Origin of the sequence: Mycobacterium hackensackense, from assembly GCF_025822555.1 — a bacterium.
GTDB lineage: Bacteria > Actinomycetota > Actinomycetes > Mycobacteriales > Mycobacteriaceae > Mycobacterium > Mycobacterium fluoranthenivorans.
In genome coordinates this window covers 166,848-181,727 of sequence record NZ_JACKUC010000038.1, presented here as the reverse complement: position 1 = coordinate 181,727, position 14,880 = coordinate 166,848, and the positions used below count along the sequence as shown (strand labels likewise).

Sequence of the window (14,880 nt, the reverse complement as noted above, 5' to 3'; positions counted from 1 at the left end):
GATCGGCTGTCGTGGCCATTAACGCACGCTGAACGCAACCGGTGACGAGTCCGCCGGCGCCGGGAAGGCTGCTCGGGTGACCCGCGTAATCCGCTTCAACGCCTTCGACATGAACTGTGTCGCCCACCAGTCGCCTGGCCTGTGGAAACATCCCGACGACCAGTCCGCGCAGTACAAGGACCTCGAATACTGGACCGAGCTCGCCAAGCTGCTGGAGCGTGGAAGGTTCGACGGACTGTTCATCGCGGACGTACTGGGCACCTATGACATCTACGGTGCCAGCGATGAGGCGGCCATCCGTCAGGCCGCGCAGATCCCGGTGAACGACCCGCTGCTGCTCGTGTCGGCCATGGCCCTGGTGACCCGAGACCTGGGCTTCGGTATCACCACCGGCACCGGCTTCGAGCATCCGTACCCGTTCGCCCGCCGGCTGTCGACGCTGGATCACCTCACCAAGGGTCGCATCGGCTGGAATGTCGTCACCGGCTACCTGCCCGCGGCCGCCCGCAACATGGGACAGACCGATCAGCCCGCGCACGATGCCCGTTACGACCACGCCGACGAGTACCTCGAGGTGCTCTACAAGTTGTGGGAGGGGTCGTGGGAGGACGACGCCGTCGTCCGCGACAAGGACCGCGGCGTGTTCACCGACCCGAGCAAGGTGCACCATATCGGCCATGAGGGAACGCATTTCAGTGTTCCCGGGGTGCATCTCTCAGAACCCTCACCGCAGCGCACGCCGGTCATCTATCAGGCCGGTTCTTCACCACGCGGGGTCCGGTTCGCCGCCGAGAACGCCGAGGCCATCTTCACCGCGGCGCCGACGAAGGCCATCCTGCGCGAGACCGTGACGACCATCCGGCGCGAGCTCGAGATCGCCGGCCGCGATCCGTACGCGGTGAAGATCTTCAACCTGTCGACCGTGGTCACCGCGGCCACCGACGAGGAGGCGCACGCCAAACACGCCGAGTACCTGTCCTACGGCGACCCGGAAGGCGCGCTGACGTTCATGTCCGGCTGGATGGGCGTCGACCTGGCGCGTTACGGGTTCGACGAGCCGGTGGGCAACGTCGACTCGAACGCCATCCTGTCGGCGGTGGCGGCGTTCCAGTCCGCCGATCCCGACGGCCGGGAGTGGCAGATCAAAGATATCGCCGAGTGGGGCAAGATCGGTGGACTGGGCCCACGGTTCGTGGGATCCGGTGCGCACGTGGCGGATTCGTTGCAGGAGTGGGTTGATGAGACCGACGTGGACGGTTTCAACTTCGCCTACGCGATCACGCCGGGATCGTTCGTCGATATCGTCGATCACGTGATCCCCGAGCTCACCGCGCGCGGCGCTTACCAGGCCGAATACACGCCGGGAACCCTGCGCCACAAGCTGCTCGGCAGGGGAGACCGGCTGCCGCAGGAGCACCGCGGCGCCAGTTACCGGGTCGGCGGGAAGAATTCGACGATCATCGAACGGCCGTCGACCCTGCCGTCGTCGTCGGCATCGGTGGCCTCGCAACCGACTCGCGGCCGCTAGTCGCACCGCGGCGCCGTAGGCTGGCCCGGTGGACGCTGCACGCCTCCGCCGGGCCACCGGCGCCGATCATGCCGCGGTGCACCGCCTGATCGCAGTGGCATTCGCCCCGTACGTCGAGCGGATGGGCCGCCGCCCTGCGCCGATGGATGTGGATTTTACTGCGGCACTGAATGATTCATTGGTATGGGCGATCGAAGACGACGGCCGCCTGGACGCGGTGCTGGTGCTCGAGCACCATGCCGACCATGTGTTGGTCGACACCATCGCCGTGGACCCCGCCGCGCGGGGACGCGGTCACGGTGCCCGGCTGCTCGATCGGGCCGAGTCGGATGCTCGCGAACTCGGGCTCAGCGAGGTGCGGCTCTATACCAATGAGGCCATGTCGGAGAACCTGACGTACTACCCTCGGCGGGGCTATCAGGAAACGGGGCGCCGGACCGAGGACGGCTATCACCGCGTCTACTTCCGCAAGAAGATTTCCCCTGCCCCTTTCAAGATATAGCTCACCCCGGGGCTTGCCGCAAGACCCGGGGTATGCCGCACAATCGTCCATCCAAGGCTGTGAGCAGACCGATTGGATTGGGGGATTTGATGTTTGACGTAATCATCGCCGGTGCCGGGCCGACCGGACTGATGTTGGCCGCCGAGCTGCGCCGACACGGAGTGCAGGTTCTGATGCTGGACAAGGCGACCGAACCCACCTCGGTGGTGCGTGCCTTGGGGCTGCACGTGCGCAGCAGCGAGATCCTGGATCAACGGGGCATGCTGGAACCCTTTCTGGAGCACGGGCGCACACACCCGGTGGGCGGCTTCTTCGCCGCCATGGACAAGCCGGCACCCAGCGGGTTGGACACCGCCCACCCCTACACACTCGGCATACCGCAGCCGCTCGTCGAACGGCTGCTGACCGCGCACGCCCTGCACCTCGGCGCGGACTTGCGCCGAGGTGCCGAACTCGTCGGCCTGCACCAGGATGCCGACGGGGTGACGGTCGATCTGACCGGTGGTGAGCAACTGCGCGCCCGGTTCCTCGTCGGCTGCGACGGTGGCCGTAGCACGGTGCGCACGCTGACAGGGATCAACTTTCCCGGCGAACCCGCCACCGCCGAGACACTGTTGGGCGAGATGCGGCTGTCGGCCGACCCGGAGAGCATCCTCGCCACGGTCGACCGGATCCGGCAGACCCAGAAGCGTTTCGGCGCCGGCCCGCTGGGAGACGGTTTCTACCGGGTGGTGGTGCCCGCCGACGGTCTGACCGATGACCGCGCCGTCCCGCCCACGCTCGATGAGTTCCGGCAGCAGTTACGGGTCACCGCCGGGACCGATTTCGGCGCGAATTCACCGCGGTGGCTGTCGCGCTTCGGAGACGCCACCCGGCTGGCCGAACGCTACCGGTCGGCGCGTGTCTTCCTCGCCGGCGATGCCGCCCACATCCACCCGCCGGCCGGCGGTCAGGGCCTCAACCTCGGCCTGCAGGATGCCTTCAACCTGGGCTGGAAGCTCGCCGCGGAGATCAACGGGTGGGCGCCGGCCGGGTTGCTCGACAGCTACCACGACGAACGGCACCCGGTGGCCGCCGATGTGCTGAACAACTCCCGCGCCCAGATGGAGTTGATGGCCACCGCGCCCGGGCCGCAGGCGGTGCGCCGGCTGATCTCGGAGCTGATGGACTTCGACCAGGTGAACCGCCACCTCGTCGAGAAGATCACCGCCATCGGTATCCGGTACGACGTCGGGGACGCTCGCTGGGGTCGCCGGCTGCGCGATATGCCGGTGGGCTGCTCCCGCCTGTACGCCTTGACGCACGCCGGTCGCGGACTGCTGTTGGACCAGACCGGCCGACTGTCGGTGGCCGGATGGGCCGACCGGGTAGACCACGTCAGCGCCGGTTGCCCGGAGTTGGACACCGCAGCCGTGCTGCTCCGACCGGACGGCCACATCGTGTGGTCCGGTGATGACCAGCGAGGCCTCGCGGACCGGTTGTCGGCCTGGTTCGGCGCGCCTACAGCGGCAGCAGGATGTTCTTGACGCTCGGATCGGTGGCCAGGAACTGTTGCACCGCCGGATCTTTGAACGTCTGGACCAGCTTCTTGATGTTCTCGGTGTCTGCCCACTTGGTACCGACGGTGAGCTGCCCGGCGAATTCGTCCGGCGCCGGGGGAGCGAAGATCTGCTGTGTGAGCGGCACCTTCGCGGCCAGGTAGTACTCGGTGTAGCCGACCGCGGCGTCCAGGTCGGGCAGCGAGCGAGATTGTGCGGCGAAGTCCAGGAGGGTGAATTTCAGGTGCTTCGGGTTGCCCTCGATGTCCTTCTGCGTTGCCTGCCATTTGTCCACACCGGGTTTCAGCGTGATCAGCCCGGCCCGTTCCAGCAGCCACAGGCCCTGGGCTTCGTTGGCCGGATCGGAGTACAGCGAGACGTTGGCTCCGTCGGGCAGCTGGGACACGTCGGTGTACTTGTCCGACCAGATGCCGAAGCCCCACCGGAACACCGGGGTGGCCGCGGTTTCCCGGAAGTCGGGGTTGGCTTCGAGCACCTGGCCCAGCCAGAGCTTGTGCTGATACACCGTGCCCGCGACCTCGCCGTCGTTGACCGCCCGGTTGATGGTGTTGCTGTCGGACAATCCGCGGAACGCGACCTTGATCCCGTGCCGCGGCGCGACCTCCTTACCGATGTATTCGATCAGCGCCTGCTCGGCCGCGTTGCCCTCGTTGGTGGCGACCACCAGGGTCGCACCGGGAATTTCGTTGGCGGACTTCGTCTCGTTGAAGAACGCATAGCGCACGATGACGGCGCCGACGATGACGATCGCCAGGGCGAGCGCGATCCAGACCCACTTCGAGTTGCGTTTGAGTTCGAATCCGTGGTCGTCCTGGTCCGGCGCGGTGTCGGAGGTGGGTGTGGTGGTCATGCGGGGACCTTTCGGCGCAGGGGCGCAGCGTTGTGCGCCCGGCGGTGTGGGGTGGTGAAACGGACCAAGGCGTCGCCGGTCAGCTGAACCAGCGCGACGGTGATGACGAGGATGACGATGGTGGCCAGCATGACGCCCTGGTCGAAGCGCTGGTAACCGTATGTGACTGCGACATAGCCGATTCCGCCGGCACCGATGGTGCCGGCGATGGCCGAGTATTCGATCATCGCGATGACATTGATGGTCAGGCCGCCGATGATGGACGGCACCGCCTCGCTGAGTTGCGTGGTGCGGATGATCTGCAGCCGGGAACCGCCCGAGGCTCTGGCGACCTGCACCACGGCGGGCGGCACCGAACGAAGCGAGTTCTCCACGATCCTGGTGAAGAACGCGATGCCGGCAAGCGACATGGGCACCACCGCCGCGGCGATGCCGATGTTCGTCCCGGTGATGAAGCGGGTGAACGGCATGATGGCCGCCATCAGGATGAGGAACGGCAGGGACCGTCCGATACTGATGACCCAGCCCAACGTGGTGTGCAGCGCCGGGTTCTCGAACAATCCGCCCGGCGCCAGATTGTGGATCAGCGCGCCCAGCGGGACTCCCACCAGCACCACGATCGACATCACGATCCCGACCATGATGAGGGTGTCCAGCAGGGCGGGGAAGAGCAGGCCGGGCAGCTCGTCGAACGGGACTTTCGTATTGGCCAGCAGGGTTTCGGTCACGCCACCACCTCCAGCTCGCGGTCGGTACCGGCATCGGTGCTGACCGCCAGTCCGAAACGGGCCAGCACGCCGGGGACCCGCGTCCCGAGGTCGGCCGGGATGCCGAGCGTGGCGCCGCCGACGGTGACGCCGGCGACAACCTGGACCGACGCGCCGAGCACGGCCACCGGCACGCCCAGTTCGCTCGAGGCACGCCCGATCCAATCCGCGGGCACATCGGGTGCGTCGTACACCACGTGCCACACCTGTTGTCCGGCAGCCGGTGTGGCGTCGACGCGGTGTGGCCGCAGTTCGGCTCCCAACGCAGATTCCGGGTCGGTGAGCAGATCGATCAACCGACCTGATTCGGCGATGGTTCCGTGCTCCAGCCGGGCCACCGAATCGGCGATCTTGAGCACCGTGTCCATCTCGTGGGTGATGAACACGATCGACAGATTCAAGTCGTCGCGCAGTTCCCGCAGCAGCTCGACCACTGACGTCGTGGTGGTGGGGTCCAGGCCGGCGGTGGCCTCATCGGAGAGCAGCACCGAGGGTCGTAGCGCGAGGGCCCGCGCGATGCCCACGCGTTGACGCTGACCGCCGGACAGCTGGAACGGATAGTGCTGGGCGCGCTGCGACAGGCCCACGCGGTCGAGCAGTTCGGCGACGCGCTTCTGTGCCTCGGCCGTGGTGACCCCGAGGTATTCCAAGGGCAGGGCGACGTTCTCGGCTGCGGTGCGCCGTTCCAGTAGACCCGAGGACTGGAAGACGGTGCCGATCCGGCGGCGGGCGACGCGCAGCTTACGGTCCGACAGGGTGGTGAGGTCTTCGCCGTTGACCACCACAGCACCGGAGCTCGGCGGTGTCAGCAGGTTGATACATTGCGCCAGGGTGCTTTTGCCGGCCCCGCTGGGACCCACCACGGCGAGGATCTCGCCGGCGTCCACACGGAAGTTGATCCGATCCAGCACCACCGTGCGCTGCTCACCACGGCCGTAGACCTTGGTGACGTCGGTGAGTTCGATCATGAGCGTCGACCCTGTCAGAACGGAATACGCTGGGACACCTTTGCACTCACGGTGAGCCCAGCCCAACCCGATTGGCGCCAGGCTGAGCGGAATCATTGAAGCTGAACCACCAGCCCGTGACACTCGGTGCGTTATGAGCATCGACGAATCTGAAGCCGGCACCGACACCTCGCACGGGTTCACCCTGCAGAGGCGCCGGAAGTGGCCCCTCATCGCCCTTGCCGTCGCGGTGGTGCTGGCCGTCGCCGGATACTTCGTGCTGTTCCGTCACAACGGAACTCAGTCGCCCAACGAGACCGCCGGTGCCACGCTGCAGGTGGTGTACCTCGACTCCAACCCCGCCGAGAAGGCGATCATCGACTACATCGGCGAGCACGTCGCCCCCGATTACGACGTGAAAGTTGCCTCCGTCGGACTCGGGGACAGCACCCAGATCAACAGCGCCATCAATGACGGCAGATACGCCGGCACGATATTCCAGCATCGGCACTGGCTGCAGCAGGTACTCGACGCCAATCCCGGGTTCAAGGAGCAGGCCGCGACCGGTCCGTTCTTCCACTGGGTGTTCGGGATCTGGTCCGACAAGTACAAGAACGTGCAGGATCTGCCGGACGGTGCGACGGTCTCGCTGCTGGCCGACCCCGCCAACAACGCGCAGGGCATCTGGTATCTGGCGCAAGCCGGGTTGATCACCTTGCGGCCCGGTGCGGACGTCACGGCGCTGACGCAGAAGGACATCGCCACCAATCCCAAGAATCTGAAGTTCACCCTGCTCGACTTCGGGGCTCAGCCCCGGGCGTTGCCCGACCTCGATGCCATCGTCGGCTACGCCGAATCGTTTCTTGCGGCCGGTGTCTCGGAGGACAAGCTGATCTTCGCCCCGAAGTCGCCCGATGAGTTCGCCTCGGTGCTGACGGTCGGCAGCGACTACATCGACACCGCCAACATCCAGAATCTGATCAAGGCGTTCAAGGACCCGCGGGTGCAGACCTTCATCGCGAACGATCCCGAGGTGAAGAAGCTGGCGCTGCCCGGCAATCCGGCATGACGAACCGTGAACTGCACTTCGGGCTGAATGTGCTGTCGGACGGGATGCATCCGGCAGCGTGGCAGCACCCGTCCGCGGACCCGCATTGGTTCACCGATCCGGCGTACTGGATCAACCTGGCGCGCACCGCCGAGCGCGGCACGCTGGATGCGCTGTTCCTGGCCGACAGCCCATCGCTGTTCCAACCGCCCGGTGAACCGCTGGTGGCTCCGCCGCTCGCACTCGACCCGATTGTGCTGCTGTCGACGCTGGCCTCGGTGACGACGCACCTGGGCCTGATCGGCACCGTGTCCACCTCGTTCGAAGAGCCCTACAATCTGGCACGCCGTTTCGCCTCGCTGGATCATCTGAGCCGCGGCCGGGTGGCGTGGAACGTGGTCACCAGTAGCGATCCGTACGCCTGGAACAACTTCGGTCGCGCCGGCGGCACGTCGGCCCAGCCGCCTCGGGACCAGAGATACCGTCGCGCAGCGGAGTTCGTCGATATCGTGCGGGCACTCTGGGATTCCTGGGATGACGATGCCGTGCTCGCCGACAAGCGCACCGGCGCCTTCAGCCGGATCGGGTCGATCAACACCATCGACCACCGTGGGGAGTTCTTCTCCGTGGATGGGCCGCTGACCTTGCCACGCTCCCCGCAGGGGCACCCGGTGCTGTTCCAGGCCGGGGGCTCTGCGGGCGGGTTGGATCTCGCCGCCCGCTACGCCGACGGCGTGTTCGCCGCGCAGGCCTCATTACCGGACGCGCTGCGCAATGCCGAGGAACTGCGGTCCCGCAGCGTCGCCTACGGACGCCCGCGTGACGCCATCAGGATCATGCCGGGATTGTCCTTCGTGCTGGGCAGTACCGAGGAGGAAGCACACCGGCGCCACCGTGAGCTCAACGAGCTGGCCGGGGAGCGCCGGCTGGCGCACCTGGCCGGACAGCTCAGCGTGAATGCGGCCGAGCTGGAATGGGACAAGCCGTTGCCGCAGTGGCTGATCGACGGCGCCGAGACGACCGTCGGCTCCCAGGGGGCCCGCGATATCGTGGTGAACCTGGCCCGCCGAGAGAATCTGACGGTGCGGCAACTTCTCGACCGGGTGATCACCTGGCACCGGCTGGTGGTCGGATCCCCCGAACAGATCGCCGATGCCATCGAGGAGTGGTTCGTCGCAGGTGCGGTGGACGGTTTCAACCTGATGCCCGACGTCTTCCCGTCCGGCCTCGAACTTTTTCGTCGATCACGTCATCCCGATCCTGCGTGATCGGGGATTGTTCCGCCGGGAGTATCGCCACATCACCTTGCGCGGCCATCTCGGGCTGGAACGGGTGCCTGATCGCCGCGCCACGCCGACCCGGCGGGCTAGTGGTCTGTGACCCCGTCCTTGACGAACTGTTCGATGAGGTCGGCGATCATGCCGGCACCGCGGCTGTTCTGGTGCACGTGGTCGGTGGTCAGCAGCAGGCCGCGTCGTTCGGAGATGCGGTCGTAGGATCGGCGCAGCAGAACGTGCTGCAGCACAGCCGAATACCACTCGCGCTCGCCTGTCCTCAGCGGTATCGGGTCGGCGTCGCTGTTGCGCAGCTGCTCACACTGGCGCTCGAACAACGGGAGATACGTGACACCGTACTCTCGGGCGGTGTCCGCGACGATCTCGGCGAACTCACGGCCGGTGTGGGCCGCGGCGGAGTCCAGTTGCTGCCCGAGGACAGGTGGTGAGAGCACCGCGATGCGTGCATCGGTGGCCGACTGCAGACGCGCCACGATCGACGCGAGATGTTCCCGAAAGCGCGGCGCGCTGGGCGCATACGGCAACTCACACCGTTTCACGACCTGACGGGCGTTGGCGTCGCTCAGGGTTCCCCAGGCGTCATTGGTACCGATCAGCACCGTGATCGCCGTGGGCTGTTGGTCGATCACCGGATCGAGGCGTTGCACCAGCCCGTAGGACACTTCACCGTTCACGCCCGATCCGGTCACCGTGACATCGGCGCCCGCCAGACGTTGTGCCAGCATCCCCACGTAGCTCACCCCGTAGTCGCCGGTGGTGTTGCTGTCGCCGAGGCACATCAGCCGGGTGGTCATGGTGCGCCGGCGCTCACTTGGTTCCGAAGATGCGGTCCCCGGCATCACCGACGCCCGGCACGATGTAGCCGTGCTCGTCGAGTGCGCGGTCGACGGCGGCGGTGAAGATCTGCACATCGGGATGCGCTTCGTGCAGGGCGGCGATGCCCTCCGGGCAGGTGAGCAGGCAGACGAACTTGATGGACTTGGGGGAGTGTTCCTTGAGTCGCTCCACCGCCGCCACCGCCGAGTTACCGGTGGCCAGCATCGGATCCACCAGCACCACGTCGCGCTCGTGGAGGTCGCTGGGCATCTTGAAGTAATACTCCACGGCGATATGCGTTTTCGGATCGCGGTACAGACCGATATGACCCACGCGGGCGCCGGGCACCACCTCCAGCATGCCGTCCAGAATGCCGCTGCCGGCCCGCAGGATCGACACGAACACCAGCTTCTTACCGTCGATGACCCGCCCGGTCGTCATCTCCAGAGGTGTCTCGACGTCGACCTCCTGAGTCGGGATGTCGCGCAGCACGTCGTAGGTCATGAGCATCGAGATCTCGTGCAACAGAGTGCGGAAGCTGTTGGTGGACGCGTCTTTTCTCCGCAGCAGCGTCAGCTTGTGCTGCACCAGGGGATGGTCGACCACGTGTACATCGGTCATCTCTTCAGAACACCGTCCCGTCGCTGGTGATGGTCAGTGGTGGCAGGCCGTTTCGTAGTCGGCCCGCGGTGGCGCGGCCCGCTTGCCAGGTACCGCCCTCCAACACGCAGGCCAGCGGAACATCCGCACCCAGTTCCGTGCGCACCAGCGGCGCCAGTTCGTCCAGCAGGGCGACGGTCAGCGCACGCCATTCCACCACCAGTTCGTCATCGACCGCCCATTCGCGTTGCGCCGCATCCGGATCACGCAGCCGGAGCACTCCGGTGTCCAGCAGCAGGCCGCCGTTGCGGTATTCGGGCAGACCGGTCAGCTCGTCGATCCCGGTGACGGTGACGCCGGCCCATCCGAACGGCTCCAGCAGCGAGTAGGTCAGCCATTGCGACAACTTGTGAAACGGCATCCACCCGGCACTGGGTCCGGCGCCGGGCACCGCGGGGTGCGGCCACACGTCGCCGAGTGGCTGCCCGCCGATCATGTTGCCGGTCAACCAGATACCCGAGAGGGACGACAACAGCAGGGACAAGATGGCGTGTGCGGACACCGCATCATCCCGGCCGACGAGCACATCGAACATGCCGCCCGGGCGGCCGTCGGGCCCGAACACCGCCGGATCTGCGGCCAGCGTGTCACCGAGCCGACGCAGCAGCTGGGCCCTGCCCTCGAGCCCGACCAGCGGATTGGCGCTGGTGACCTGGAAGGCACCCGCGAGCAATTCCGGTGTCACCGCACGCAGGCCGGCGGCGTCGACGCGCAACGGCTGCTCGGGGTCGGTGGAGAACAGGCCATCGGTGAACGCGTGCCAGCTGGCCACACCCAAGCCCTCGGACCGGGCGAACGACAGCCCGCTGGCATCCTCGGCATAGCGCCACCGCGGTCCGGCTCCCGCATCGAGCAGCACACTGACCACCGTCAGATCGATCATCGCGCGCGCATCCAGATCGGCGCGGCGGTCCACCCCGCCGGCCTCGAAATGACGCCACCTGCTGTGGAAGGGCACATCCAGTTCGGGGTAACGGCTGCGGGTGACCGCGGCGACCTCGGTGGCGGTGGCGGGCAACGCATCGTCGTCGACGTCGAACCACGCCGAGTCGCCCGCACGTGCGCGCTCCAGCAGGAAACGCGCTCGAGCCCGGATCGCCGCGGTGGTGCGCAGCTCGGCAACGGGATCGGTGCTACTCACGATGGTTCGCTCGCAAGCTTCGCTCACGCCTCGAGGCCCCGGCCCTTGACGTTCTTCAGCGCGTCGGCATCGGGAACGTCACCGGGGGTGAAGTAGCCGGCCGCCATCTTCGCGTCGATCTCCACCCTGGCGTCCGCGGGTACCAGTTTGTCGGGGATGTTGACGCGTTCGCCGACCTCGATACCGGAGCCGGTGATCGCGTCGTACTTCATATTGCTCATGGACACCAGACGGTGGATCTTGCGGACACCCAACCAGTGCAGCACATCGGGCATCAGTTCTTGAAAGCGCATGTCCTGCACGCCGGCAACGCATTCGGTGCGAGCGAAGTACTGGTCGGCGGTGTCACCGCCCTCCTGACGTTTACGCGCGTTGTAGACGAGGAACTTGGTGACCTCGCCGAGTGCGCGGCCCTCCTTGCGGGAATAGGCGACCAGTCCGACGCCCCCGCGCTGTGCGCCCAGGATGCATTCCTCGATGGCATGCGTGAGGTAGGGCCGGCAGGTACAGATGTCGGAACCGAACACATCGGAACCGTTGCACTCATCGTGCACACGGGCGGTCAGTTCCACCGAGGGATCGGCGAGATCCTGTGCAGCGCCGAAGATGTACACGGTCTGCCCGCCGATGGGCGGCAGGAAGACCTCGAGATCGCTGCGGGTGACCAACTCGGGATACATCCCGCCGGTCTCCTCGAAGAGCACTCTGCGCAGATCGGTTTCGCTACAGCCGAATCGGGCTGCCACACCCGGCAGGTGCCACACCGGTTCCAGGGCGGCCTTGGTCACCAAGGCCGCCCCGCCGTCCAGGAGATACCGGCCATCCGGGCGCAACCTGCCCTTGGCGATGGCCTCGGCGATCTCCGGCAGGATCACGTGCGCCTTGGTCACGGCGATCGTGGGTCGGATGTCGACGCCCGCGGCCAACTCGGTCGCGAAGGCATCGGCCACGGTGGCGCCCCACGGGTCGAGGCTGACGATCTTGTCCGGGTCACCCCACTGCGGGTACGGGCCGATCGCATCGGTGGGCGACGTGTTGGTCAGGTCGGCGCGATGGGCCCGCGAGAGTGCACCGGCGGCCACGGCCAGGGCACGGTAGACGCTGTAGGAGCCGCTGTGTGTACCGACGACATTGCGGTGTGCCCGGGTGCTGGTGGTGCCCACGACGGGTCCGCGCTGCGCCGCGGTCGGTGCGCCCCAGCGGATCGGCAGTGCACCCGAACCGCCGCTGTGCGAGGTCAGGCGGATGTGACCGGGCTTGGGTGTGACGGTGTCGGCCATCCTCGCTCCTTTGCTCGCCCCGGTGCGCACGGCTGGGAAGGCGCCAGCTTAGCGACTCGGCGTGAGCAGCGCCGGGCGATAAGGGGTGATACCGCTGACAGTGCGCCCGACCTGCGGCACAGTTGCCCTATGAGCAGTCAGAAGATACCGACACCGGGCGATTTGCGGGCCGCGGCACAGGCTGCGGTCGACTCCGCCCAGTCCGCGGTCGAGGCGGCGCAAGCGGTGGCCAGCGGGGCGATGCGCATCCCGCCCGCTTCGGTCCAGCTTGCCGCACAACTTCCCGATCTCATCGAGAATCTGGCCGTCGCGACCGAGCGGCTGAACACCACGATCGACCGCACCGAGCGTTATCTGGCGATGGCCGATCCGATGTTCCGGACCCTCGATCGTCTACTTCCGCAGTTGGAGGCCCTGGTCGCCACGGGTAACGAGGTGTTCCGGATGCTGTCCAACATCCCCGGGGTGTCCCGGCTCGGCAAGTTCACCGGCCGGTCTTCCGAGGACCGGAGCTGACCGCGCGCTCAGCGCAGCGAGTACCGGATGGGCAGATGCTTGAGGCCACCGACGAAGGTGGTGGCCGACAGCTCAGGCGGGCCGGCCAACTCGATCGATTCCAGCCGGGGGAGTAGCTCGCCGAACAGGCTGGTCATCTCCATCCGGGCCAGCGCAGCGCCCAGACAGTAGTGCACTCCGTAGCCGAAGGACACGTGCTTGTTCGGTTCGCGGCCGACGTCGAACCGGAACGGATCGGCGAAGACCTCCTCATCGCGATTGCCCGACGCGTAGGCCAGGTACACCGATTCGCCGGCGGCGATCGGGACGCCGCGGACCTCGGTGTCGGCCGTGGCGGTCCGCATGAACTCCTTGACCGGGGTGGTCCAGCGGATCATCTCCTCGATGGCGGTCGGCAGGAGGCCGGGGTCTGCCTTCAGCCGGGCCAGTTCGGCGGAGTGGTCGATCAACGCGCGCAGGCCGCCGGAGATCGCGTCCTTGGTGGTGTCGTGGCCGGCGCTGGCGACGATCACGTAATACGAGACGGTGTCCATGTCCGACAGCGGCTGGCCGTCAATGGTGCCGTTGGCGATGGCCGAGGCCAGATCGCCGGTGGGGTTCTCCCGCCGGGAGGCGGTCAGTGCCGCGAAGTAGGTGAAGAAATCCATGAGCACCGCGAGGATGTCTTCACTTCCGCCGGCGCCGCGCTTGTGCTCGGCATCGTCGCCGCCGAACAGTTCCTGAGTGAGTTTGAGCATGCGCGGAAAGTCCTCTTCGGGCAGTCCGAGCAAGGACAGGATCACATACAGCGGGTAGTTGACCGCGACCTCGGTGACGAAATCGCATTCCGGCCCGTTGTCGCGCATCAGGTCGACGTACCGCTTCGCCAGCTCGTCGACGCGAATCTTCAGGTCGCGCATGGCTTTCGGCCGGAACCAATCCGCACCGATCTTGCGGATGTCGCGGTGGTGCGGGTCATCCATGTGCACCAGGGTGCGCAATCCGATACCCGCCTCCTGCTGGGCCTTGAGCGCGTCGTCACTGCCCGCCGGCATCAGCAGCGGCCTGGGTCCGCTGACGAACAGGGTGTTGTCACGCTCGATGGCCATGATGTCGGCGTGCTTGGTGATCGCCCAGAACGGGCGGTAGGGCGGGTTGTCCACCCATGCCACCGGTTCGTTGGCGCGCAACCAGGCCAGGTTGGCGTGCAGTCGTTCGTCATCGGCGTAGGCCGACGGATCGGCCAACACCTTCCCATGCTCACTGGCGCTGTGACCGGTCAACGTCGTCATGGCGCCCATGGTGCCATGCGCCGTCGGCGCCTGCGCTCCCCGATGGCCTCGAAGCGCGCCCCGAGCCCGTCGATGAAGGATGTGAGCGCCAATTCAAAGCTGGCCGTGTCGATTTCATCGGCCTTACCGCGCAGCAGGTGGGCCTGGTTCATATGCGGGTAGCGATCGCGATAAACCTGCACATCATCGGCGAATCCGCGGGAGAAGGAGCCGACCGTGGAGCCCAGTACCAGTGAGCGGGTCGCCGCACCGATCAGGGTCGCATCCCGCGGAGGCCAACCCGCGCGCACCAATCCACCGTGTACGACGTCGGCGATCCGAAGGCTTGCGTCGCGTTGGCCGATACCGCCGGCGAGATAGGGCACCAGATTGGGGTGCGCGGCCAGGGCGGTCCGGTAGGAGCGCGCCCAGTCGGCCAGTCCCACGGCCCAGTCGGCACCCTCGTCGAATGCGCTGGTCCGGACCTCGCCGACCACTCGGCTGGCGACGTCGTCGAGCACGTCGTCCTTGGTGGGGTAGTGCTTGTACAGCGACGCGGCCTGCACCCCGAGGACTGTGGCCAGCTTTCGCATCGACAAGCCGTCCAGGCCGTCCAGATCGATCATCTCGAGTGCGGCGTCGCGGATTCGATCGCGGCTGAGCAGGGGCACGCGGGGCCGGCCCATGGCGCACCTCGCTTCCAGGAAACTTGCCTAAGCTA

Annotated in this window: 15 protein-coding genes; 6 read left to right on the top strand and 9 right to left on the bottom strand. The window is 66.8% G+C overall.

Annotated elements, in window-relative coordinates:
- The first annotated feature begins 76 nt into the window (after positions 1 to 76).
- From H7J86_RS29575 to rox, 3 genes are all read left to right on the top strand, one after another.
- Positions 77 to 1,528 carry an LLM class flavin-dependent oxidoreductase gene (locus tag H7J86_RS29575; protein WP_267295314.1) on the top strand — a complete coding sequence of 484 codons (1,452 nt, stop codon included), beginning with the start codon at positions 77 to 79 and terminating at the stop codon, positions 1,526 to 1,528.
- 28 nt (positions 1,529 to 1,556) lie between these two features.
- Entirely contained in the window at positions 1,557 to 2,030 is a 474-nt protein-coding gene (locus H7J86_RS29570) for a GNAT family N-acetyltransferase (protein WP_267295312.1), read from the top strand.
- 89 nt (positions 2,031 to 2,119) lie between these two features.
- Entirely contained in the window at positions 2,120 to 3,556 is a 1,437-nt protein-coding gene (gene rox, locus H7J86_RS29565; protein WP_267295310.1) for a rifampin monooxygenase, read from the top strand.
- On the opposite strand, the gene H7J86_RS29560 is transcribed toward rox, so the two are convergent.
- Genes H7J86_RS29560 through H7J86_RS29550 form a run of 3 tightly spaced genes read right to left on the bottom strand, consistent with a single transcriptional unit; the run spans position 3,531 to position 6,174 of the window.
- Entirely contained in the window at positions 3,531 to 4,439 is a 909-nt protein-coding gene (locus tag H7J86_RS29560) for a MetQ/NlpA family ABC transporter substrate-binding protein (RefSeq protein ID WP_267295308.1), read from the bottom strand. The two genes, rox and H7J86_RS29560, sit on opposite strands and share 26 nt — an antisense overlap.
- The gene (locus tag H7J86_RS29555; RefSeq protein ID WP_267295306.1) at positions 4,436 to 5,167 is read right to left on the bottom strand and encodes a methionine ABC transporter permease; all 732 of its coding nucleotides are present in this window, start codon (positions 5,165 to 5,167) and stop codon (positions 4,436 to 4,438) included. Before H7J86_RS29555 ends, H7J86_RS29560 begins: the two co-directional genes overlap by 4 nt.
- Entirely contained in the window at positions 5,164 to 6,174 is a 1,011-nt protein-coding gene (locus H7J86_RS29550) for a methionine ABC transporter ATP-binding protein (protein WP_090357596.1), read from the bottom strand. Before H7J86_RS29550 ends, H7J86_RS29555 begins: the two co-directional genes overlap by 4 nt.
- A 133-nt stretch (positions 6,175 to 6,307) precedes the next feature.
- Here H7J86_RS29550 and H7J86_RS29545 point away from each other — a divergent pair, with 133 nt between their 5' ends.
- Together H7J86_RS29545 and H7J86_RS29540 are read left to right on the top strand one after the other, a co-directional pair.
- Positions 6,308 to 7,222, top strand: a complete 915-nt coding sequence (locus H7J86_RS29545) for a MetQ/NlpA family ABC transporter substrate-binding protein (protein ID WP_267295304.1) — start codon at positions 6,308 to 6,310, stop codon at positions 7,220 to 7,222.
- Positions 7,219 to 8,469, top strand: coding sequence for an LLM class flavin-dependent oxidoreductase (locus tag H7J86_RS29540; protein WP_267295302.1), 1,251 nt, complete (start codon positions 7,219 to 7,221; stop codon positions 8,467 to 8,469). The genes H7J86_RS29545 and H7J86_RS29540 overlap by 4 nt, the downstream gene beginning before the upstream one ends.
- A gap of 98 nt (positions 8,470 to 8,567) precedes the next feature.
- Here the strand turns inward: H7J86_RS29540 and H7J86_RS29535 are convergent, their stop codons facing one another.
- From H7J86_RS29535 to H7J86_RS29520, 4 genes are read right to left on the bottom strand one after another with little or no spacing between them, the layout of a single operon-like run.
- Positions 8,568 to 9,290: an SGNH/GDSL hydrolase family protein gene (locus H7J86_RS29535; protein WP_267295299.1), complete on the bottom strand. Its 723-nt coding sequence runs from the start codon at positions 9,288 to 9,290 to the stop codon at positions 8,568 to 8,570.
- A 13-nt stretch (positions 9,291 to 9,303) separates the two neighbouring features.
- Entirely contained in the window at positions 9,304 to 9,933 is a 630-nt protein-coding gene (gene upp / locus H7J86_RS29530; RefSeq protein WP_090357588.1) for a uracil phosphoribosyltransferase, read from the bottom strand.
- A 4-nt stretch (positions 9,934 to 9,937) separates the two neighbouring features.
- Entirely contained in the window at positions 9,938 to 11,116 is a 1,179-nt protein-coding gene (locus H7J86_RS29525; protein ID WP_090358188.1) for a URC4/urg3 family protein, read from the bottom strand.
- A 20-nt stretch (positions 11,117 to 11,136) separates the two neighbouring features.
- A complete protein-coding gene (locus tag H7J86_RS29520; RefSeq protein ID WP_267295297.1) occupies positions 11,137 to 12,393 on the bottom strand; it encodes a GTP cyclohydrolase II in 1,257 nt (418 codons plus the stop codon).
- A gap of 129 nt (positions 12,394 to 12,522) precedes the next feature.
- Between H7J86_RS29520 and H7J86_RS29515 the strand changes: the two genes are divergently transcribed.
- Positions 12,523 to 12,909, top strand: coding sequence for a hypothetical protein (locus H7J86_RS29515; RefSeq protein ID WP_187095525.1), 387 nt, complete (start codon positions 12,523 to 12,525; stop codon positions 12,907 to 12,909).
- An 8-nt stretch (positions 12,910 to 12,917) separates the two neighbouring features.
- Here H7J86_RS29515 and H7J86_RS29510 read toward each other — a convergent pair whose 3' ends face one another.
- Together H7J86_RS29510 and H7J86_RS29505 are read right to left on the bottom strand one after the other, a co-directional pair.
- Positions 12,918 to 14,180: a cytochrome P450 gene (locus H7J86_RS29510; protein ID WP_267295295.1), complete on the bottom strand. Its 1,263-nt coding sequence runs from the start codon at positions 14,178 to 14,180 to the stop codon at positions 12,918 to 12,920.
- Positions 14,177 to 14,845: a TetR/AcrR family transcriptional regulator gene (locus H7J86_RS29505; protein ID WP_267295293.1), complete on the bottom strand. Its 669-nt coding sequence runs from the start codon at positions 14,843 to 14,845 to the stop codon at positions 14,177 to 14,179. Before H7J86_RS29505 ends, H7J86_RS29510 begins: the two co-directional genes overlap by 4 nt.
- Positions 14,846 to 14,880: the final 35 nt, after the last annotated feature.

Bases quoted from the DNA above. Each gene is read 5' to 3' on its own strand.
- H7J86_RS29560 (WP_267295308.1), bottom strand. From the start codon at position 4,439: ATGACCACCACACCCACCTCCGACACCGCGCCGGACCAGGACGACCAC.
- H7J86_RS29510 (WP_267295295.1), bottom strand. From the start codon at position 14,180: ATGACGACGTTGACCGGTCACAGCGCCAGTGAGCATGGGAAGGTGTTG.
- H7J86_RS29505 (WP_267295293.1), bottom strand. From the start codon at position 14,845: ATGGGCCGGCCCCGCGTGCCCCTGCTCAGCCGCGATCGAATCCGCGAC.
- H7J86_RS29540 (WP_267295302.1), top strand. From the start codon at position 7,219: ATGACGAACCGTGAACTGCACTTCGGGCTGAATGTGCTGTCGGACGGG.
- H7J86_RS29535 (WP_267295299.1), bottom strand. From the start codon at position 9,290: ATGACCACCCGGCTGATGTGCCTCGGCGACAGCAACACCACCGGCGAC.
- upp (WP_090357588.1), bottom strand. From the start codon at position 9,933: ATGACCGATGTACACGTGGTCGACCATCCCCTGGTGCAGCACAAGCTG.
- rox (WP_267295310.1), top strand. From the start codon at position 2,120: ATGTTTGACGTAATCATCGCCGGTGCCGGGCCGACCGGACTGATGTTG.
- H7J86_RS29550 (WP_090357596.1), bottom strand. From the start codon at position 6,174: ATGATCGAACTCACCGACGTCACCAAGGTCTACGGCCGTGGTGAGCAG.
- H7J86_RS29515 (WP_187095525.1), top strand. From the start codon at position 12,523: ATGAGCAGTCAGAAGATACCGACACCGGGCGATTTGCGGGCCGCGGCA.
- H7J86_RS29520 (WP_267295297.1), bottom strand. From the start codon at position 12,393: ATGGCCGACACCGTCACACCCAAGCCCGGTCACATCCGCCTGACCTCG.
- H7J86_RS29545 (WP_267295304.1), top strand. From the start codon at position 6,308: ATGAGCATCGACGAATCTGAAGCCGGCACCGACACCTCGCACGGGTTC.